Genomic DNA, 20,919 nt, shown 5'->3' with positions numbered 1-20,919 from the left:
TCGCCTCGTCGTCAATCTGAAACGCCCCTTCTTCTTCTCGGCAATCTTCGTTTTCTCCGGCCCGTTAAGGCACGGACGACGGCGCAATGCTGACCAGAAGCAAAACCGGATAAGGCAGCATGACCATGAACCAGACCATTGACCTGCTGACGTCGCATCGCAGCGAGCGCAGCTATCTCGACCAGCCGATCGCCGATGAGGTGCTCGACAGCATTATCGCCGCCGCCCATCTGGCGCCGACGTCGGTCAACTCCCAGCAGGTTTCGCTGGTTGTCACCCGCGACCCTGCCCAGCGTGCGCGCATCGCCGAGATTGCCGGCGGGCAGGCGTGGATCGCCAAAGCGCCGGTGTTTATCACCGTGGTGCTGGATATGCACAAAACCCGGCTGGGCATCGCCATGGGCGGCCAGCAGCAAACCGCGCACCAAAGTATTGAGAGCCTGATCTCCGGCAGCACCGACGTCGGCATCGCGCTGGGCGCGCTGATGACCGCCGCCCGCTCGCACGGGCTGGGCATCGTGCCGATCGGCGGCATCCGCCGCGACCCTCAGGCGCTGATTGAACTGCTGCAGCTGCCGGAGCTGACCTTCCCGGTCGCCGGGCTGGTGATCGGCCATGTCGATCAGGGCGCACAGCAGAAACCGCGCCTGCCGATCGACAGTTTCCGCCATGAAGAACGCTATCAGCGCGAAAATCTGCCGGACGCCATCAAGGCCTATAACCAGACGCTGAGCGACTACTGGCAGCAGACCGGTCGCGCGGACGGCGACGACTGGAGCCGCAACACCGCCAGCTATTACCAGCATATCTATTTCCCGAATGTGCTTCCCGCCATTCAGCAACAAGGCTTTAAACTGGACAAATAAACCATGCAAAACTTTATTCTCCACACCCCAACCAAAATTCTGTTCGGTAAAGATCAAATTGCCGAGCTGGGCCAGCAAATCCCGGCCGACGCCCGTATTCTGATTACCTACGGCGGCGGCAGCGTGAAGAAAAACGGCGTCCTGGATCAGGTGCACGCCGCGCTGCAGGGGCGCAGCGTCACCGAGTTCGGCGGTATTGAGCCGAACCCGACCTTTGAAACGCTGATGAAAGCGGTCGAGGTCGTGCGTGCCGAGAAGATTGATTATCTGCTGGCGGTCGGCGGCGGTTCCGTAGTGGACGGCACCAAATTTATCGCCGCTGCGGCGGACTACAGCGCCTCGTCTGACGCCTGGCACATCATGCAGACCGTCGGCAGCGAAATTACCCGCGCGGTGCCGATGGGCTGCGTGCTGACCCTGCCGGCCACCGGCTCGGAATCCAACAGCGGCGCGGTGATTACCCGTAAAAGCAGCGGCGACAAACAGCACTTCTTCTCGCCGCTGGTACAGCCGCAGTTTGCCGTTCTGGACCCGCAGGTCACCTACTCGCTGCCGCCGCGGCAGATCGCCAACGGCGTGGTTGACGCCTTTGTCCACACGCTGGAGCAGTATCTGACCTACCCGGTTGACGGCAAAGTGCAGGACCGCTTCGCCGAAGGTCTGCTGCTGACGCTGCTGGAAGACGGCCCGCGCGCGCTGGCGGAACCGGAAAACTATGCGGTGCGCGCCAACGTGATGTGGAGCGCCACCATGGCGCTGAACGGTCTGATCGGCGCCGGCGTGCCGCAGGACTGGGCGACCCACATGCTCGGCCACGAGCTGACGGCGATGCACGGCCTGGATCACGCACAGACGCTGGCGATCGTCCTGCCGTCGCTGCTGCGGGAGAAAAAGGCGCAAAAACGCGACAAACTGCTGCAGTACGCCGAGCGCGTCTGGGGTCTGCGCGACGGCGATGACGACCAGCGCATCGAAGCCGCCATTGCCGCCACCGCCGAGTTCTTCGAAAAAATGGGCGTGCCGACCCGCATGGCCGACTACCAGCTCGACGGTAGCAGCATTCCCGCGCTGTTGGAAAAGCTGCGCGAACACGGCATGACCGCACTGGGCGAGCATCAGGACATCACGCTTGACGTCAGCGAACGCATCTATCAGGCAGCGCGTTAATCGCACCCCGTCGATTTCCTGCTAGGCTTATAGGCCGGGCCGATCAATTTGCTGCGCCGTTGTCGTATGCCGTTGGCCGCCCGGTCTCACAATAACGTATTGCCTGCGCCCGGACATCCCGGGCGCTTTTCCCCGCGCCGACGGCGCCTCCGTCAGTCCCATTTTCGCCATTTGGCTTATTTACCGGAGGAGACGTATGACAACAGGTTCCGCAGGATCGCCGACGCACCGCTAACCCTCGGCCATTCTGAGAATTGCCAACGACCCCCGACGTATTGCCGTTGCGGCCAGGCCCGCACGCCGTTTACGCGCTGCAACTTCAACCGTGCAGGGTCTAAAATTAAAGCAAGCTTTCCGACGTAATGAACGTCGGCAATCAGGTCAAAAGGAGATACGCATGACAACGCAACCCATCATCAAACTCCACGATGGTAATCTGATGCCGCAGTTGGGTCTCGGCGTTTGGCAGGCGAGCATTGAAGAGACAGCCAACGCCGTGACGAAAGCGCTGGAGGTTGGTTATCGCTCCATTGATACCGCTGCCATTTACAAAAACGAGGAAGGCGTCGGCAGTGCGCTGCAGTCAGCCTCGTTGCCGCGCAGTGAACTGTTTATCACCACCAAACTGTGGAACGACGATCAGGGCGATCCGCAGGCCGCGCTGGAAACCAGCCTGAAGAAGCTGGGGCTGGACTATGTCGACCTGTACCTGATCCACTGGCCGCGGCCGTCGCAGGATCAGTATGTCGACGCCTGGCGCAGCCTCATCAAACTGCGCGAGCAGGGCCTGACGAAAAGTATCGGCGTCTGTAACTTCAATGTGCCGCACCTGCAGCGCCTGCAGGATGAAACCGGCGTCACGCCGGTGATCAACCAGATCGAACTGCATCCGCTGCTGCAACAGCGCCAGCTGCACGCCTGGAACGCCATGCACAACATCGCCACCGAATCCTGGAGCCCGCTGGCGCAAGGCGGCGAAGGCGTGTTCGATCAGACGGTGATCAAACATCTGGCGGAGAAGTATGAAAAAACCCCGGCGCAGATCGTGGTGCGCTGGCACCTGGACAACGGTCTGATCGTCATTCCGAAATCGGTCACGCCGTCGCGCATCCGCGAAAACTTTGCGGTGTTCGACTTTAAGCTGGATAAGGACGAGCTGGGCCAGATTGCCAAACTGGATATCAGCAAACGTCTGGGGCCGGATCCCGCCACTCTGTAAGACGCCCTCCCTCCTCGGCCCGCTGTATGCGGGCCTATTTTCGCCCCCGCGCACGTCATGCGGCTTTTGGTCAAAATCTTTGCCTGCCCGCCGGCGATGATGGCACTATCAATGTCTGACACTTTTCCACCGCACGGAGCACTATGAAATTTTCGATCGCCGCCTGTACGCGTCTGGCCATCCCGCTGGCGCTACTGATCCTCGCCGGCTGTTCCAGCAAGCACAAATCCGTCAGCTACGACCGCCACAGTTTTGATAGCGCCATCGCCGACGCCGCCGACGAGTACGACGTCGACGCCAAACTGATCGCCGCGATGATCCAGGTGGAGTCCGGCTTTAACCCGGAAGCGGTCAGCCGCTCCAATGCCGTCGGCCTGATGCAGCTGAAAGCCTCCACCGCCGGCTGCGACGCCTACCAGTTTAAAGGGAAAAGCGGCTGCCCGGACGATGACGACCTGCTCGACCCGGAGACCAATATCGATCTGGGCGCCGCCTACCTGGCTTCGCTGCAGCGGCAGCTGCGGGGGATTGATAACCCGGTGACGCTGCGCTACGCCACCGAAGTGGCCTACGTCAACGGCGCCGGCGCGCTGCTGCGCACCTTCTCCAGCAACCGCCGTCAGGCGGTCAGCATGATTAACAGCCTGTCTCCCGAGGCGTTCTGGTGGCACGTGCGCCAGCATCATCCGTCGGCGCAGGCGCCGCGCTATCTGGCGAAGGTGGAAGCGGCCTACGCCCAGCTGTAATCCGGCGAAAAAATGCCGGTCAGCCTGCGCCGACCGGCATGATTAGCCCGTCCCGAACGGCGGTTACGCCTTGCCTTTGGCGCCGCCGTTACGGATCGCCTTGCGCGGCGGCCTGTTGGACGGTGAGCGCTGGCGCTGAATATCGCTGTGCCTGGTCAGCGCCGGACGCGCGCGGCGCTGCAGACGCTTGCCCTCGCGCTGTTCGTCAATGCTCGGCGCGGGCACCAGGCAGTCGCGGCGGCTGCCGATCAGGTTCTTCAGCCCCATCTCTTCCAGCGCGCCGCGGATCAGCGGCCAGTTGGCCGGATCGTGGTAGCGCAGCAGCGCCTTGTGCAGACGGCGCTGACGATCGCCGCGCGGGATAAAGACCTCTTCCGATTTATAGCCCACTTTACCCAGCGGATTCTTGCCGCTGTAATACATGGTGGTGGAGTTCGCCATCGGCGACGGATAGAAGTTCTGCACCTGGTCGAGACGGAAGCGGTTTTTCTTCAGCCACAGCGCCAGATTGACCATGTCCTCATCCCGCGTGCCCGGATGTGAGGAGATAAAATACGGGATCAGATACTGCTCTTTGCCGGCCTGCTTGGAGTAATGATCGAACAGCTGCTTGAAGCGGTCGTAGCTGCCCATGCCCGGCTTCATCATTTTCGACAGCGGGCCGGTTTCGGTATGTTCCGGCGCAATCTTCAGATAGCCGCCCACGTGATGGCTCGCCAGCTCTTTGATGTAGCGCGGGTCTTCCACCGCCAGATCGTAACGCACCCCGGAGGCGATCAGGAGCTTCTTTACCCCTTCCAGCTCGCGCGCGCGGCGGTACAGCTTGATGGTCGGCTCATGGTTGGTATCCATATAGGTGCAGATTTCCGGATACACGCAGGAGGCGCGGCGGCAGGTCTGTTCGGCGCGCGGGTTGGTGCAGCGCAGCATATACATATTGGCGGTCGGGCCGCCCAGATCGGAAATCACGCCGGTAAAGCCGGGCACCTTGTCACGGATTTCCTCAATTTCACGGATGATCGAATCTTCGGAGCGGCTCTGGATAATCCGCCCTTCGTGCTCGGTGATCGAGCAGAACGAACAGCCGCCGTAGCAGCCGCGCATGATATTCACCGAGAAGCGAATCATGTCGTACGCCGGGATGCGCGCCTCGCCGTAGGACGGGTGCGGCACCCGCTGGTACGGCAGCGCGAACACGCTGTCCATCTCGTCGGTTTTCAGCGGAATCGCCGGCGGGTTGATCCACACGTAGCGGTCGCCGTGCTTCTGCATCAGAGCGCGGGCGCAGCCCGGGTTGGTTTCATGGTGCAAAATGCGCGAAGCATGGGCGTACAGAACTTTATCCGCCTTCACCTTTTCAAAGGACGGCAGCAGCACATAGGTTTTTTCCCACGGCTTCGGCTTAGCGGCGCGCACGGTGACCGGCTTGGCTTCCGGCTCCGGCTGAGCGCCGTCGGCACAGGGCAGATCCTCACCGTAAGGGTTGGGAATCGGTTCAATGCGCCCCGGCTTATCCAGACGGGTGGAATCCACCCCGCTCCAGCCCGGCAGCGGCGCCTTGCGCATCACCGCGGTGTTGCGAATATCGTGAATATCGGCGATCTTCTCGCCGGCGGCCAGGCGGTGCGCCACCTCCACCAGCGGACGTTCACCGTTGCCGTAGATCAGCATATCGGCCTTGGAGTCCACCAGCACCGAGCGGCGTACGGTATCCGACCAGTAATCATAATGGGCGATGCGGCGCAGGCTGGCCTCAATGCCGCCAAGTACGATCGGCACGTCCTTATAGGCCTCTTTACAACGCTGGGTATATACCAGCGTGGCGCGGTCGGGACGCTTACCGCCGACATTGCCCGGCGTGTAGGCATCGTCGTGGCGCAGTTTACGATCGGCGGTATAGCGGTTGATCATTGAATCCATATTGCCGGCGGTGATGCCGAAAAACAGGTTCGGCCTGCCGAGGCGCATAAAGTCCTCTTTATTGCCCCAGTCCGGCTGGGCGATAATCCCGACGCGAAACCCCTGCGCTTCCAGCATGCGACCGATAATCGCCATGCCGAAGCTGGGGTGGTCGACGTAAGCATCACCGCTGATAATAATCACGTCGCAGCTGTCCCAGCCCAATTGGTCCATCTCTTCACGCGACATCGGTAAAAACGGCGCGGTGCCGTAACATTCGGCCCAGTAACGCTTATAAGAAAACAGTTCACGATCCGGTTGGATCAGGCTGGTGGTGCTCATTCGACAGTGCTCTTTGCAGGTTAATTAATCGCCGGGCGGCGATTATACGCAGTATCAGCAAAAAGAGCAGGGTTATTTATTCGAACTTTCCGCTAGCTGCTGACTTCAAACTCATACACGTCGCTGCGGCACTGAACTTCACTGATCTCCAGCACTTCGCCCTGCGCATTGCGGCTGGTCTGCGTGACGAGCAACAGCGGCGCGCCGCAGGACACATTCAGCAAGCCGGCAACTTCATCGCTGCAGGCGATCGCCTTCAACAGAAAGTGCTTGCCCTCCGGCACGATGCCGCGCTCCTGCCACAGCGCGTAGAGCGAATGCTCCAGCCGCTCGGGATCGGGCAGAAAGCGTAGCGGAATATAGGTGGTTTCCAACGAAATCGGATTGCCGTCCGCCAGACGCAGGCGACGCAGCTTCACCACCGGCTCATGCTCGGACAGATTTAACGCCTGCGCGATCTCCGGCGGCGGCGTCACGCGCGTGCGCAGTAGCCACTGGTTACTGGCGGCGCTGCCGCTGCGCGTTATCTGGGCGGTAAATCCCCCCTGCTCCTGCGACAGCGAATAATCCATATACACCGCTACCCGGGTGCCCACGCCCTGTTGGCGTGAAATCAGCGCCTTCTCTTCCAGCAGCTTCAGGGCCTTGCTGACGGTGACCCGCGACACCGCCAACCGTTCGGCCAGCACGCGCTCAGGCGGCAGAAAATCACCGGCGGCCAGCCGGCGCTGTTTAATCGCCGCCTCCAGCGCTGTAGCCAACTGTATATAACGTGGTGCCGCAACGGCCTGAACCAACTGCTGGCGCAGCCACGCGCTAAAGTCATTCATCTGACTGCTCTCTTTAATTTGGGCGCCCCTCTCTGGCGTTAGCTTTTATCATATTTATACCGGTACGGGTAAGTTGTGCGGAGAATTGTGCAATGGATCTAGATTGGCATCACATTTTTGCCCTAATGGACTTTTATTGGATCCATTTTGCCACTATGGTGGTAACGTTGACGTGTTTAATTCAACATGCACCAACACCAGGGAACACCCATGACAATAAGAAAAAATCCCCACCTCGCCATCCTTGGCGCACTGTATGGTCAAGCCGCTGGCGATGCGATGGGGATGCCGTCGGAGCTGTGGCCGCTACGGCAGGTACGCGATTATTTTGGTTGGATCGATCGCTTCTTGCCTGGCCCGGACGAGAATATTGCCGCGACAGGTTTTATCGCCGGCGAATATACCGACGACACGCAGCAGGCAGTAGCGCTGATGGAGGCGCTACTCGCCGCTCACGGTAAGGTCGAACCCGAACGCATCGCCCACCACATCATGCTGTGGGCAGAACGGGTCGACGCCTTCAATAAAAACATTCTTGGCCCCACTTCCAAAGCCGCACTTAACGCCATCCGCGCCGGCCAGCCCATCTCGGAAATCAACGCCAACGGCGTAACCAACGGTGCCGCCATGCGCGTCGCGCCGCTGGGATGTCTGTTATCTACCAATGATTTAGGCTACTTTATGGATGCCGTGCGCCTGGCCTGTAGCCCGACGCATAAATCTGATATCGCCGTTGCCGGCGCCTTCGCTATTGCCTGGTCAGTCAGCCGTGCGATCGACGGCGACGACTGGAGCGCGATTAAACAGGCGCTGCCGTCATTGGTGGAACAGATGCAGCAACAGCAGATCACCACCTTCAGCCCGTCGCTGAGCCGCCGCATTCTGTGGGCGCTGGACGTGGCCGAACGCGTACGGCCGCTGACGGACAGCGATGCGCTGGCTGAGATCTACCACACCGTCGGCGCCGGCATGGATACCATTGAGTCCATTCCCGCCGCGCTGGCGCTGGTCGAATTAGCGGACGGCGATCCGATTCGTTGCGCGCTGCTGGCCGCCAACCTTGGCGGCGACACCGACACCATCGGCGCGATGGCGACGGCAGTTTGCGGCGCGCTGCGCGGCATTGAGGCATTTCCGGCGCAATGGATTGAAACACTGAACCAGGCGAATCAGATTGATTTTCAACCATATGCAGCGGCTCTGGGGGCGCTGCGCAACCAAGGGTAAATCTGCAGCATGAGTGAAATAAACCGCAGTGAAACATGGAAAGTTGAAAGCACCGGCATCGATCTGGTGCCCGAGGCGGAGCAAACCGGTAAACCCATCGAGCTGTTCTGGGTATGGTCAGCGGCCAATATCGGCATCCTCGGCGTGGTTTACGGGGCGCTGATCGTCGGCTTCGGCCTGTCATTCCTGCAGTCTGTTCTCGCCGCGCTGGTCGGCGTCGCCAGCTTTGCGCTGGTCGGCTATACCAGCTTCGCCGGCAAACGCGGCCGCACCTCGACGCTGACCCTGTCGCGGGTCATCTTCGGTGTAAAAGGCAATATCGCCCCCACCGCCTTCAGTTGGATCAATCTGATGGGTTGGGAGGCGGTGAACGTCATCACCGGCACGCTGACGCTGGCGGCGCTGTTCCAGGCAATGGGGCTGGCGGAAAGTCCGCTGCTGACCGGCGTCAGTCTGTTGCTGTTCGGCGGCCTGACCATCGTCGTCAGCCTGCTCGGGCAAAATACCGTAGTCTGGCTGCAGACCTGGTTCAGCCGCATCTTCGGCAGCATGACGCTGGTCGTGGTGCTGTATATCGCCTTTACCACCGAATGGCAGCGCGTGCTGGCGCTGCCCGCCGGCAACTGGCTGACCGGCTTCCTACCGGCGGTATCGATTATCGCCGCCGGCACCGGCATCGGCTGGGCGATTGCCGGCGCGGACTATAGCCGCTATCAAAGCCCGAAAAGTTCCAATAAAAGCATCTTCGCCGCGGTGATGGGCGGCGCCTGTCTGCCGCTGATGCTGCTGATGTTTACCGGTATTCTGCTGTCGGTGCAGTTGCCCGATCTGGCCTCTGCGGCCAACCCGATCGCCCTGATTGGCTCGGTGCTGCCGAGCTGGATGGCCATCCCTTATCTGCTGACCGCCACCGCCGGCATCGTCACCATTGCGGTGCTGAGCCTCTACTCCGCTAGCCTTAACCTGCTGACCATCGGCGTTAAGGTTAAGCAATCGCTGGCGGTATCGTTCGATGCGCTGCTGGTGCTGGCGATTGCCCTCTATGTGCTGTTCGTGTCCGGCGATTTTATGGGGCCGTTTATCGCCTTTCTGGTGTTCTGCGGCGTCTTCCTTGCCGCCTGGGAAGCGATATTCATCCTCGACTATCTGCGCCTGCGTCGTCATCATGGTTACGACGGCAATGCGCTGTACGGCCTGAACGGCCAAAATCGCGGCGTGCGTATGGTACCGCTGTGCTGCTGGTTCCTCGGCGCCCTCAGCGGGCTGATGGTCACCAAAAGCGGCTTTATCGACGGGCCGCTGGCCAAAGGCCTGTTCGCGGATTCCAGCCTCGGGCTGTTTGTTTCCTTCCTGGTTAGCCTTATCGCCTACGGCCTGTTTTTGGCCGCGGGCGGAGAACGTAAGTAAATGAGTGAGTTTTCTGCAGTAACGCCGGTATTAGTATTAGGCGGCGCCGTCGGCGATCTGGTTATGACACTGCCGCGCCTGCCCGTCAGCGGCGAAGATATTGAAGCCCGGCCGCAGGGGCGGCAGATTGGCGGCTGCGCCTTTAACGTCGCCCGCGTGCTGTGCCGGCTGGACGTGCCGGTGGTCAACGGCATGCCGGTCGGCAACGGCGAGTGGGGCGTCGCCGTGGAAGCGGCGATGCAGGAACTGGGGCTGCCGGTTCTGCTGCGGCACGGACAGATGGATAACGGCTGGTGCCTGGCGCTGGCCGAGCCGAACGGCGAAAGAACCTTTATCACCGTCAGCGGCTGTGAAGCGCAGTGGAACAAGGCGCAGCTGGCAACCCTGCCGCTGACGCCGGAGACGCTGGTCTACGCCAACGGCTATGAGTTGGTGGGCGAACCGGGCGCCGCGCTGCGCGAATGGCTGACCCGTCTGCCGTTCGACCAATACCGGCTGATCGATCCCGGCCCGCGCGTCGGCCTGCTCGGCGAGGAATTTTTCGCCATGCTGAGCGACAGCCATACCCTGCTGACGCTTAACCGCGACGAAGTGGCGATCCTGTGCGGCGACGGCGACCCCGTCGACGCGGCGCAGCGCTACGCCGCCGCCCGCAATTTCACCCTGATTTGCCGCCTTGACAGCGACGGTGCCTGGATCTGCGACGGCAAACATCCGCCGCAGCATATCGCCGCCTATCCGGTTGAGGTGGTGGACACCATCGGCGCCGGCGACGCCCACTGCGCCGGCCTGCTCGCCGCCCTTTCCGCCGGCTGGCCGCTGCCGCAGGCCGTCGATCTTGCCAACCGCGTCGCCGCCTGCGTGGTAGCCAGCCGCGGCGCCGACGCCGCGCCGGACTGGGCGCAGCTGCGCCAGCGCTTCCCGGAGGCATAGAAATCGGTCAGGCCTGCGGAGATATTTATGCACGATATTTATAAGCAATGAGTAATAAGAATTGCCGTAAACGTACAGCATTTCTTTGTCACCACCGTGAACGGCAATTGCAGGGGCCGTAGGCGCGGCCCCTGCACCCGCGCCCGCGCTTAGACACGTTCTGCCCGCTGCGCGGGTACCCTCACGGCGTCACCGTCGCCGGGCGGGTCGGCTCTACTGGCATCCCTGCCTGTGCCGCCTCAACCGGACATCCCTGTCCGGTTGCCCCTGGCTCAGGTTCCTTGTTCGGCAGCCCGTGATGCGCGCTAAAGGTCAACACCCGAATCTGTTATCACCGGGTCTATTCAACTAATAATATTGAAATTAGTTAATCGATAATAAAAACGCTGAAAAGCTCAAGACAAAATAAAACCGCCATAATGGCGGTCTTAAACGAGAAGTTACGAATCACATTCCCCATATCTCTGACTACAATACCTTTAGAGAGCCATTGACTGGTTAACGTTAACCGACAATTTACTGCGTCGGTTGCGCCACAAACTGCCCGGCGCTGCCGCGGTCGGCCATCTCCAGCGTCTGGCTGTAATACAGGAACGGGAAGTGATCGTAGGACGGCTGGGTAAAGTGCACCACCAGCTCCACTTCGCCGTCGACCCAGACGGTGTCCTTCCAGCCGCGATCCTCGGCCATTGGCTGAGCGCCGTTCACGCTCTTCACCAGGAACTGTACGCCCTCGATATGGAAAGACTGCGGCGTATCGGCGCGGATCACCCAACGCTCCCAGCTGTCCTGCATGGTCTGCAGATCGATGCGGTTCACATCCCGCACCGCGCCGTTAATGCCCGCCACGTCATCACCCAGCCGGAACTCCCGCGTACGGCTGACGCTGCCGTCCAGCAGCTGATCCGAAAGCAGACGCATAGGCAGGTTGTCCGTCACCAACGGCAACAGGCCGGTCGGCTTCAGCGTCAGCACCTGGGTGGACACCAGCAGGCTGGAAGGTTCAAACAGCCCGCGCAGGCGGTCCATAATGCCTGCGGCCTCCCCGGCGTTCAGCGTCACTTCTTCGCCCTTCGACATATCGATCAGCACTTCGCGCCGTTCACCGGGCGCCAGAGGAAGCTGCTGCACCGAGACCGGAGCAGGTAAAAAGCCCTGATCGCTGGCGATCACCGTCAGCGGACGGCCGTCACTCAGCTGCAGCATATAGCGGCGCGAGTTGGAGGCGTTCAGCAAACGCAGGCGCACCCAACCACGAGAAACCTCAAGGTACGGGTTCTGCACGCCATTCACCAGCAGCGTGTCGCCGACGAAACCGCCCTGCGACGGCGGGCTGTATTCCGGCGCGCCGAAGTTATCCAGCCGCTTGTCCTGTACGATCAGCGGGAAATCATCCACGCCGTAGTGGTTAGGCAGCGGCAGCGACTTGCTGATTTCATCTTCTACCAGCCACATGCCGGCCAGGCCGTTATATACCTGCGGCGCCATGCGCTCCGGCGTGTTGGCATGATACCAGCAGGTCGCTGCTGCCTGACGAATCGGCAGCACCGGCGACCAGTCCACGCCCGGCGACATCAGCCGCGCCGCGCCGCCCGTCAGAGTGCCCGGCACCTGCAGACCGCTGACGGTCATGGATACCGGCTCCGCCAGGCGGTTGCTGTAAATCAATTTGACGTCGTCACCGCTGTGTACCCGTACCGTTGGCCCGAGGTACATGCCGTTAATGCCCCATGCGTTGGCCTTACGGTTGGCAACAAACGGCCAGTGCGTGCGCTGCAGGGTTAAAAACAGCGGCTGACCGCGACGAGACTCCAGCAGTGGGGGAACCGGTAACGGGATTTGCGCTCCGCTCGCTTCAGCCCTCAGCGGCACGGCTCCCGCGCACAGCGCCAGACCCGATGCCTGAATGAACTGACGTCGACTGAGTGACATATTTTCTCCATGAAAACAAATACTAAACCGTATGCAAAAGCCCGGCGTCCGATAATGCCACTAAGCGTAGCATGAAGCCGGGCATTAACGACCCGCAGGCCGTTAAAAAGTCACCGCCGCCATTGGCAGAGAGTTATTTTCCGGCGGCCTCGCGCTGCGCCACCTCTTCGTCCAGCTGGGCGATTTTCGCCGCCATCAGCTCGCGGCAATGGGTTGCCAGCTCACGCACCTGGTCTTTACCAAACTTCGTGGTATCGATCGGCTCCAGCATCTCTACAATCACTTCGCCGTTATTCAGGCGGTTCAGGTTGATTTTATTGCTGGTGTTCGACACGCAGATCGGCACAACCGGCACGCCGGCGGCGATCGCCGCATGAAACGCGCCGGTCTTGAACGGCATCAGGCCGCGACCGCGGCTGCGGGTTCCTTCCGGGAACATCCAGATGGAAATATCTTTTTTCTTAATCTGCTCCACCACCTGAGCGATGGTGCCGTGCGCTTTGGCCCGGTTATCCCGATCTATCAGCAGATTGCCGGTCAGCCAATACAGCTGGCCGAAAAACGGGATCCACACCAGACTTTTTTTCCCCACCGTCACGGTGCGCGGCTGCACGATATTGGACGCCGTCACCATATCGTAGTTGTTCTGGTGGTTGGCGATATAGATGCACTTGCCGTACTGCGCCGCGTCGGCCGGCTTACGAATTTCTACCTTTAAGCCGAATACCGTCGACAGGCGGCCGAACAGATGGCCAAACGTCGCCACGTGACGGGGATTGCGCGGGCTGAACAAACAGTAGATGGAACCGAAAATGCACACCAGAATACAGAACAGAGTGACGAAAACGGCACGCAAAATTAATAACATAACAACCTCATTAGCACACTGCCGACGCAGCATGATTCGCTGCGCAGATACCTTCCATCATTTTATTTGCGCGCAGGGCATCACGCCCGCTGGCGATGATACCCGGCCTGTTTGCTATTTTCCTGCCGGCCGGGCATCCGCACAATAAATTTATACGCAGAAATGTTAATTATTTGAAAATAAATACGGAAAGCGGTGAATTGCGCGGGCGTCGCCTGGGAAACGACGCCCGCCGAACTTACTCTTCGCTATCCCCGGCCGACGCGCGCGGCGGCATATCCACCTCGACGCGATCGATACGCTGCAGACCGCGCGGCAGCAGCGTACCTTTCCGCCCGCGCTCGGCACGGAATTTCTGCAAATCTTCCGGGCGCAGCGTCAGCTTGCGCTTGCCGACGTACAGCGTCAGCGACGTTTGCGGCGGCAGCACAAACAGCCAGGTCAGCTTGTCATCCCCTGCGGCCGCCTGCGCCGACGGAATAGAGACGATCTTGTTGCCCTTGCCTTTCGACAGCTGCGGCAGATCGGCCACCGGGAACATCAGCATGCGGCCCGCTTGGGTAATCGACAGCAGCATATCGTCGTCGCCGTAAATTTCCAGCGGCGGTAACGCCTTGGCGTTCTCCGGCAAGGTAATCATCGCCTTGCCGGCGCGGTTGCGCGCCACCAGGTCGTTGAAGGTGCACACGAAGCCGTAACCGGCATCGGAGGCCATCAGCAATTTCTGGTCGTCGGCGGCCATCAGCACCTGCTCAATGGTCGCGCCCGGCGGCGGTGTCAGTTTACCGGTCAGCGGCTCGCCCTGTCCGCGCGCCGACGGCAGCGTCAGCGGGTCAACCGCATAGCTGCGCCCGGTGGAGTCGATAAACACCACCGGCTGGTTGGTCTTGCCGCGGGCAGCGGCGCGGAAGCTGTCGCCGGCCTTATAATTCATGCCGGCGGGGTCGATATCGTGGCCCTTGGCGCTGCGCACCCAGCCCATCTCCGACAGCACGATGGTCACCGGCTCGGACGGCACGAAATCGTGCTCGCTCATCGCCTTGGCTTCGCCGCGCTCGGCCAGCGGCGAACGGCGATCGTCGCCGTAAGTCTGCGCATCCGCCTGAATTTCTTTTTTGATCAGCGTATTCAGCTTGCGCTCTGACGCCAGCAGCGCCTGCAGCCGATCGCGCTCATTCGCCAGATCGTCCTGCTCGCCGCGGATCTTCATCTCTTCCAGCTTCGCCAAATGGCGCAGCTTCAGTTCAAGGATCGCTTCCGCCTGCGTCTCGCTGATGCCGAAACGCTGCATCAGCACCGGCTTCGGCTCATCTTCGCTGCGGATAATGTGGATCACTTCATCGATGTTGAGGAACGCGACCAGTAAACCTTCCAGAATGTGCAGACGCTTGAGCACTTTTTCCAGACGGTGATTCAGACGGCGACGCACCGTATCACGGCGGTAGGCCAGCCATTCGGTGACGATTTCCACCAGCCCTTTCACCGCCGGGCGGTTATCCAGGCCGATCATATTCATATTGACGCGGTAGCTGCGTTCCAGGTCGGTGGTGGCGAACAGGTGATTCATCACCTGCTCCAGATCCACCCGATTAGAGCGCGGCACAACCACCAGACGCGTCGGATTCTCATGGTCCGACTCATCGCGCAGGTCTTCCACCATCGGCAGCTTTTTGGCGCGCATCTGGCTGGCGATCTGCTCCAGTACCTTGGCGCCGGAGACCTGATGCGGCAGCGCAGTGATCACCGCGCTGCCGTCTTCTTTTTTCCACACCGCGCGCATCCGCACCGAACCGCGGCCGTTCTGGTAGATTTTGCGAATTTCGTCGCGCGGAGTAATGATTTCCGCTTCGGTCGGGAAGTCCGGCCCCTGCACAAACTCCAGCAGGTCATCCAGCGAGGCGCCCGGTTTTTCCAGCAGCGCCACGGCGGCGGCGGCCACTTCGCGCACGTTGTGCGGCGGGATATCGGTCGCCATGCCGACCGCGATGCCGGTGGTGCCGTTCAGCAGGATGTTCGGCAGACGCGCAGGCAGCATCTTCGGCTCCTGCAGCGTACCGTCAAAGTTAGGGATCCAGTCCACCGTCCCCTGTCCCAGTTCGGACAGCAGCACTTCGGCGTACTTCGACAGGCGGGATTCGGTATAACGCATCGCCGCAAAGGATTTCGGATCGTCCGGCGCCCCCCAGTTCCCCTGGCCGTCCACCAGCGGATAACGGTAGGAGAAAGGCTGCGCCATCAGCACCATCGCCTCATAGCAGGCGCTGTCGCCGTGCGGGTGGTATTTACCCAGCACATCGCCGACGGTACGCGCGGATTTCTTGAATTTTGCGCTGTTGTTCAGGCCCAGTTCAGACATCGCGTAGATGATGCGGCGCTGAACCGGCTTCAGGCCGTCGCCAATATACGGTAGCGCCCGATCCATGATGACGTACATGGAATAGTTCAGATAGGCGTTTTCAGTGAATGTGTGCAGCGGTAAACGCTCTACACCGTCATGAGTCAGATCACTCATTACTCATTTATCCTCAGACCGTGGCATGGCAATCCCTAGACATTGGGGCAAAGGACTGTCGTTCACAAAAAAAAGCAGTGCCCGTGATTGCTCGTCGTTTGTTGCCCGCGATAGTACCTTATCTGGCCGTATGCTGTCACAGCATTGTCGGTATTGCGGGCGATGTTGACCGCCGCTAGCCGGCGGATTGTTGCTAAAACAGCAAAAGTCATGTGACTCAGCGCGCATTTTTCTCCCCTGCACGCGCAGGTAAACTCTTTCCCATCATGTTATCACCCCTGACCGGTTTCATGCCGCACGCTGACGCCGCTTGAACAAGATGCAGGGCCTATTCGCAAGAGGAAACCCGATGAGTAATATCCTTCTAATCAACGCCGGTAAAAAATTTGGTCACTCCAACGGTGAGCTGAACGACACCCTGACCGATGTCGCCGCTTCTTTTCTGCGCGACGCCGGCCATGAAGTCCAGCTGACCGTGGTCGATCAAGGTTACGATATCGACGCCGAAGTGCAAAAATATCTGTGGGCCGACGCGGTGATCTATCAGATGCCCGGCTGGTGGATGGGTGAGCCCTGGATCCTGAAAAAATACATCGACGAAGTATTTACCGTCGGCCACGGCTCGCTGTACGCCAGCGACGGCCGCACCCGCTCAGACGCCAGCAAAAAATACGGCTCCGGCGGCCTGCTGCAGGGCAAAAAACATATGCTGAGCCTGACCTGGAACGCGCCGCTGGAAGCCTTTACCGATCCCGAACAGTTCTTCCACGGCATCGGCGTGGACGGCGTTTATCTGCATTTCCATAAGGCCAACGAGTTCCTGGGGATGGAAGCGCTGCCGACCTTTATCTGCAACGACGTGATTAAACAGCCGGATATTCAAAATGATATCGCACGATATCGCGAGCATCTGGCAAAAACTTTTGCTTAACTTATCTTTCGCACGTTTGTTAATGAGGTTGTCATGATCACCGTAATCGCAGAAATCAAAGTTAAACCGGGCCACCGTGAGACGGTACTGAAAGCCATTGAGAAACTGATCCCGTCAGTGCTGGCGGAGGACGGCTGCGGCGCCTACCAGCCGCTGGTCGATATCAAGGCTCAGGTACCATGGAAACAGTCGCTGCCGGATTCGGTGTTCATGCTGGAAAAATGGGAAAGCGTGGCGCATCTGGAAAAACACCTTGAGATGGAGCATATGCATCAGCATCGCGCCACCATCAAGGACAGCGTGCTGGATGTGAATATCCAGGTGCTGGAAGAAGCGCTGTAATCACCAAGCCCGGCCATTGCGCCGGGCTTTTTATGGTTCACGCATAAACTCAATGAACCTTAATGTTGCCCTAACGCTTCTTGGATTCGCTTCCGGAAAATATCAAAAAATTCACCTACGGGTGACATGTCCAGATCTCCGGGGTATCGCTCGCAAAACGCTTTGTCCAGATCGTCTGGATGCGCCGTTTGAAAATCATCCATTTCATTGATTAAATTTCGCAACAGATTCGCAGATGCCCCTTGTAAGTAATAATCAATCATTCCCTCTAGTTCTGTTGAACCCGTAATCAGATCGGCATCTTGATTAAAGTATCCCCCCATAAGGTTGTCTAGCAATGGGTAATCTTTCATTGTGCTCTCCTAGGGGATTGGATATGCGGTAAGTATGTAGTAAGGCTTTCCGTTAAAAGAGCCATGCTCAATGACAACCTTAAGGTTGGAGGTTTTCACAATCTCAGAAGCTCCTCGCTGTATGTAGTATCCCACGTGATTTACAGCCCTATGAGTTATGACAAGATTACGCAATGGGTATTTAGCCCAGTTTTTTATTAGTGTGTGATTGGCGCTCATAGCGCTTGAGATTGCTCTCTCAGCAATCGCAAGATTCGTAAATGAACTGATAGAACGTGGAGGAAAACGCCCGAATTTAGTCTCCTCCAATCGCTGTAGCAAAACAGCCTTGGATAGTCCTACATGGCGAACGATTGTGTGGCCACCAGGCTTTCCCCCGGTCATTGACTCGTGCTCAATCAGCCTTACCTTGCCCATACGCACAGAGGCAACACGTGCCGCACCTATCGCTGCCGCAAACACTAACGGAACAGCAATATCAACCGTAAGCCCCACATTGTAAGCCGTATCATCATCCGCACCCAAAGTTTTAGCTAGTGCGATAGCTGATTGGTAAGTATCGGTAGTGGTCGGCTGGCCGGTAATGATCTGATTAGAAGCGGCCTTGATACTGTCCAAGCTGTGAGTGCCAACAATGACACAACCGATTTTTGTTAAAAGTGTGGGATCTGGTACATAACACATCGCACCAGCACCAATAAGCTCAACAACACCACCAGCAAGCCCCAGACCTCCAAATAGGCGATTGCTTAGGGTTTCCCCTTCTGTGACACTCCTGTCTGACATGATCGCCGCCAGTTGAACCGGCGAAAGCACGACCCGTAAACCTTCCTCTTTTGCCATATAATTTCCATCCATTGGATTGGGTTAATCACATATAAACGACATGGTTGGGCATAAGATTACAACTTTGAAACATATAGACCAATTCCTGTGCACACAGTCATCGGGTATTTGCAACCATACAGACAGGAAGTCTAGTAATCAGTCATAACGATGATAATTCGCTGGGCTGATCACAAGTTCTGTGCAGGAATCGGAAGCGTCTTGGCCGATTGCTGACGACAGCAATTTCTAGTTCTGACTATCTGAGCACATGACGGCTTTTTCGTAAGCAAGGGCGTGACTTTTCTGCGTTCGTGTTGGCAATTGGCGTGTGAATGCAACCAGTACGTCTACCGCAAGGTGTTATAGTTCTACTTGTTTTTTAGGGTAGGTTGGGGGGAAGAAAGCTTTCCGCCACTAGGTTAATGGCGGAACAGCAAATTACATGATTTAAAAACAGGCGAAACGTCAACCTTTCAGAACCATAAGCATCCTTGCTCAACAGATCAGCCGTTCACAATATGGCTGACATTGTTTGTTACACCGACAGTTCGGCGGTATCGCCCTTATCCTGCAGCCAGTTGCGGCGATCTTCCGAACGCTTCTTGGCCAGCAGCATATCCATCACCGCCAGCGTCTGCTGCACGTCGTTATCGTCGACCGTCAGCTGCACCAGGCGGCGGGTATTCGGATCGAGCGTGGTTTCGCGCAGCTGCAGCGGGTTCATCTCACCCAGACCTTTAAAGCGCTGGACGTTCGGCTTGCCCTTTTTACGCTTCAGCTGTTCCAGCACGCCGGCTTTCTCTTCCTCGTCCAGCGCGTAATACACTTCCTTGCCGAGATCGATACGGTACAACGGCGGCATGGCCACATACACGTGGCCGCCCTGCACCAGCGAGCGGAAATGGCGCACGAACAGCGCGCACAGCAGCGTGGCGATGTGCAGGCCGTCCGAGTCCGCATCCGCCAGAATACAGATTTTGCCGTAACGTAACTGGCCGAGATCTTCGCTGTCAGGATCGATGCCGATCGCCACCGAAATATCATGCACCTCCTGCGACGCCAGCACTTCGTCCGACGACACCTCCCAGGTGTTGAGGATTTTCCCCTTCAGCGGCATGATCGCCTGATACTCGCGGTCGCGCGCCTGCTTGGCTGAGCCGCCCGCCGAGTCCCCTTCCACCAGGAACAGTTCGGTCATGCTCAGGTCCTGCGAGGTGCAGTCCGCCAGTTTGCCCGGCAGCGCAGGGCCGCTGGTCAGCTTCTTGCGCACCACTTTCTTCGCCGCACGCAGGCGGCGCTGGGCGCTGGAAATCGCCATTTCAGCCAGCTGTTCCGCCGCCTGAACGTTCTGGTTCAGCCACAGGCTGAAGGCGTCTTTCACCACACCGGACACAAACGCCGCACACTGGCGCGATGACAGGCGCTCTTTGGTCTGGCCGGCGAACTGTGGATCCTGCATTTTCACCGACAGCACGTAGGCGCAGCGATCCCAGATATCTTCCGCCGACAGTTTGACGCCGCGCGGCAGAATATTGCGGAACTCGCAAAACTCGCGCATCGCGTCCAGCAGCCCCTGACGCAGCCCGTTGACGTGGGTGCCGCCCTGCATGGTCGGGATCAGGTTGACGTAGCTTTCGGTCAGCAGTTCGCCGCCTTCCGGCAGCCACAGCAGCGCCCAGTCCACCGCTTCGGTGTCGCCGGAGAAGGTGCCGACAAACGGCGCTTCCGGCAGGGTAATCAGCCCGTTGACCGCTTCCATCAGGTAGTCGGTCAGGCCGTCCTGGTAGCACCAGCGCTGTTCGGTATTGTTAACCTTGTCGGTAAAGTAGATTTCCACGCCCGGGCACAGCACCGCCTTGGCCTTCAGCAAATGGCTGAGGCGCGAGACGGAAAAACGCGGACTGTCGAAAAACTGTTCGTCCGGCCAGAAGTGGACGCGGGTGCCGGTATTGCGTTTGCCGCAGGTGCCGCTGACCGTCAGGTCCTGCACCTTGTCGCCGTTTTCAAACGCCATGTCGTACACGTTGCCGTCGCGTTTGACGGTCACTTCCACCCGTTTTGACAGGGCGTTGACCACCGAGATGCCCACGCCGTGCAGGCCGCCGGAGAACTGGTAGTTTTTACTGGAGAATTTGCCGCCGGCGTGCAGCCGGCACAGGATCAGCTCTACCGCCGGTACGCCCTCTTCCGGGTGGATATCCACCGGCATACCGCGGCCGTCGTCAATCACCTCCAGCGATTGATCGGCGTGCAGGATCACGTCAATGCGTTTTGCATGGCCAGCCAACGCTTCATCGACGCTGTTGTCAATCACCTCCTGGCCGAGGTGGTTCGGGCGCTGCGTGTCGGTATACATACCGGGACGACGGCGCACTGGTTCTAGGCCGCTGAGTACTTCAATGGCATCAGCGTTATAGCTGGATTGAGTCATCGTTGATTATGTTTTCGTGGTTAAAGGAAGGCGCCGAACGGCCTGCTCAGACCGCATGTTTCCCTTCGCGCCTGGAGCCATCACGT

At 59.1% G+C, this 20,919-nt stretch carries 17 protein-coding genes; 9 read left to right on the top strand and 8 right to left on the bottom strand.

Translation table 11 applies throughout. The features are described 5' to 3' along the window. Positions 1-125: 125 nt before the first annotated feature. The 4 genes from HF675_RS03020 (at position 126) to HF675_RS03005 (ending at position 3,998) form a co-directional block, all read left to right on the top strand. Entirely contained in the window at positions 126-866 is a 741-nt protein-coding gene (locus HF675_RS03020; RefSeq protein WP_187044685.1) for an NADPH-dependent oxidoreductase, read from the top strand. 3 nt (positions 867-869) lie between these two features. Next, the gene (gene yqhD / locus HF675_RS03015; RefSeq protein ID WP_105232648.1) at positions 870-2,033 is read left to right on the top strand and encodes an alcohol dehydrogenase; all 1,164 of its coding nucleotides are present in this window, start codon (positions 870-872) and stop codon (positions 2,031-2,033) included. A 397-nt stretch (positions 2,034-2,430) separates the two neighbouring features. Beyond that, entirely contained in the window at positions 2,431-3,252 is an 822-nt protein-coding gene (dkgA, locus tag HF675_RS03010) for a 2,5-didehydrogluconate reductase DkgA (protein WP_105232649.1), read from the top strand. A 143-nt stretch (positions 3,253-3,395) separates the two neighbouring features. Further along, the gene (locus HF675_RS03005; protein ID WP_187044014.1) at positions 3,396-3,998 is read left to right on the top strand and encodes a transglycosylase SLT domain-containing protein; all 603 of its coding nucleotides are present in this window, start codon (positions 3,396-3,398) and stop codon (positions 3,996-3,998) included. A 63-nt stretch (positions 3,999-4,061) separates the two neighbouring features. On the opposite strand, the gene HF675_RS03000 is transcribed toward HF675_RS03005, so the two are convergent. Together HF675_RS03000 and HF675_RS02995 are read right to left on the bottom strand one after the other, a co-directional pair. Further along, the gene (locus HF675_RS03000; RefSeq protein WP_187044013.1) at positions 4,062-6,239 is read right to left on the bottom strand and encodes a YgiQ family radical SAM protein; all 2,178 of its coding nucleotides are present in this window, start codon (positions 6,237-6,239) and stop codon (positions 4,062-4,064) included. Between the two features lie 92 nt (positions 6,240-6,331). Then, positions 6,332-7,069: a GntR family transcriptional regulator gene (locus HF675_RS02995; protein ID WP_105232652.1), complete on the bottom strand. Its 738-nt coding sequence runs from the start codon at positions 7,067-7,069 to the stop codon at positions 6,332-6,334. 210 nt (positions 7,070-7,279) lie between these two features. On the opposite strand from HF675_RS02995, the gene HF675_RS02990 reads away from it, so the two are divergent. From HF675_RS02990 to HF675_RS02980, 3 genes are read left to right on the top strand one after another with little or no spacing between them, the layout of a single operon-like run. Beyond that, a complete protein-coding gene (locus HF675_RS02990) occupies positions 7,280-8,296 on the top strand; it encodes an ADP-ribosylglycohydrolase family protein (RefSeq protein ID WP_187044012.1) in 1,017 nt (338 codons plus the stop codon). Between the two features lie 9 nt (positions 8,297-8,305). Then, positions 8,306-9,703, top strand: coding sequence for a cytosine permease (locus HF675_RS02985; protein ID WP_105232654.1), 1,398 nt, complete (start codon positions 8,306-8,308; stop codon positions 9,701-9,703). Beyond that, a complete protein-coding gene (locus tag HF675_RS02980; RefSeq protein ID WP_105232655.1) occupies positions 9,704-10,636 on the top strand; it encodes a PfkB family carbohydrate kinase in 933 nt (310 codons plus the stop codon). A gap of 516 nt (positions 10,637-11,152) precedes the next feature. On the opposite strand, the gene ftsP is transcribed toward HF675_RS02980, so the two are convergent. The 3 genes from ftsP to parC form a co-directional block, all read right to left on the bottom strand. Beyond that, a complete protein-coding gene (gene ftsP, locus HF675_RS02975) occupies positions 11,153-12,568 on the bottom strand; it encodes a cell division protein FtsP (protein WP_105232656.1) in 1,416 nt (471 codons plus the stop codon). A gap of 133 nt (positions 12,569-12,701) precedes the next feature. After that, positions 12,702-13,436 (bottom strand): 1-acylglycerol-3-phosphate O-acyltransferase, encoded by a 735-nt coding sequence (locus tag HF675_RS02970; protein WP_105232657.1) that lies wholly within the window; start codon positions 13,434-13,436, stop codon positions 12,702-12,704. Between the two features lie 238 nt (positions 13,437-13,674). Next, positions 13,675-15,948 carry a DNA topoisomerase IV subunit A gene (gene parC / locus HF675_RS02965; RefSeq protein ID WP_111736340.1) on the bottom strand — a complete coding sequence of 758 codons (2,274 nt, stop codon included), beginning with the start codon at positions 15,946-15,948 and terminating at the stop codon, positions 13,675-13,677. Positions 15,949-16,297: 349 nt separating this feature from the next. Here parC and HF675_RS02960 point away from each other — a divergent pair, with 349 nt between their 5' ends. Further along, positions 16,298-16,879 (top strand): NAD(P)H-dependent oxidoreductase, encoded by a 582-nt coding sequence (locus HF675_RS02960; protein ID WP_187044011.1) that lies wholly within the window; start codon positions 16,298-16,300, stop codon positions 16,877-16,879. Between the two features lie 33 nt (positions 16,880-16,912). Then, positions 16,913-17,221, top strand: a complete 309-nt coding sequence (locus HF675_RS02955; protein WP_105232660.1) for a putative quinol monooxygenase — start codon at positions 16,913-16,915, stop codon at positions 17,219-17,221. 59 nt (positions 17,222-17,280) lie between these two features. On the opposite strand, the gene HF675_RS02950 is transcribed toward HF675_RS02955, so the two are convergent. From HF675_RS02950 to parE, 3 genes are all read right to left on the bottom strand, one after another. Continuing rightward, positions 17,281-17,574: a contact-dependent growth inhibition system immunity protein gene (locus HF675_RS02950; RefSeq protein ID WP_105232661.1), complete on the bottom strand. Its 294-nt coding sequence runs from the start codon at positions 17,572-17,574 to the stop codon at positions 17,281-17,283. A 9-nt stretch (positions 17,575-17,583) separates the two neighbouring features. Further along, the gene (locus HF675_RS02945; RefSeq protein ID WP_105232662.1) at positions 17,584-18,417 is read right to left on the bottom strand and encodes an RNase A-like domain-containing protein; all 834 of its coding nucleotides are present in this window, start codon (positions 18,415-18,417) and stop codon (positions 17,584-17,586) included. 520 nt (positions 18,418-18,937) lie between these two features. Then, positions 18,938-20,833 carry a DNA topoisomerase IV subunit B gene (gene parE, locus HF675_RS02940; RefSeq protein ID WP_105232663.1) on the bottom strand — a complete coding sequence of 632 codons (1,896 nt, stop codon included), beginning with the start codon at positions 20,831-20,833 and terminating at the stop codon, positions 18,938-18,940. Positions 20,834-20,919: the final 86 nt, after the last annotated feature.

This window comes from Serratia sp. JUb9 (genome assembly GCF_014298095.1).
Lineage (GTDB): Bacteria > Pseudomonadota > Gammaproteobacteria > Enterobacterales > Enterobacteriaceae > Serratia_B > Serratia_B rhizosphaerae.
This window is presented reverse-complemented; position numbering and strand designations above follow the sequence as displayed.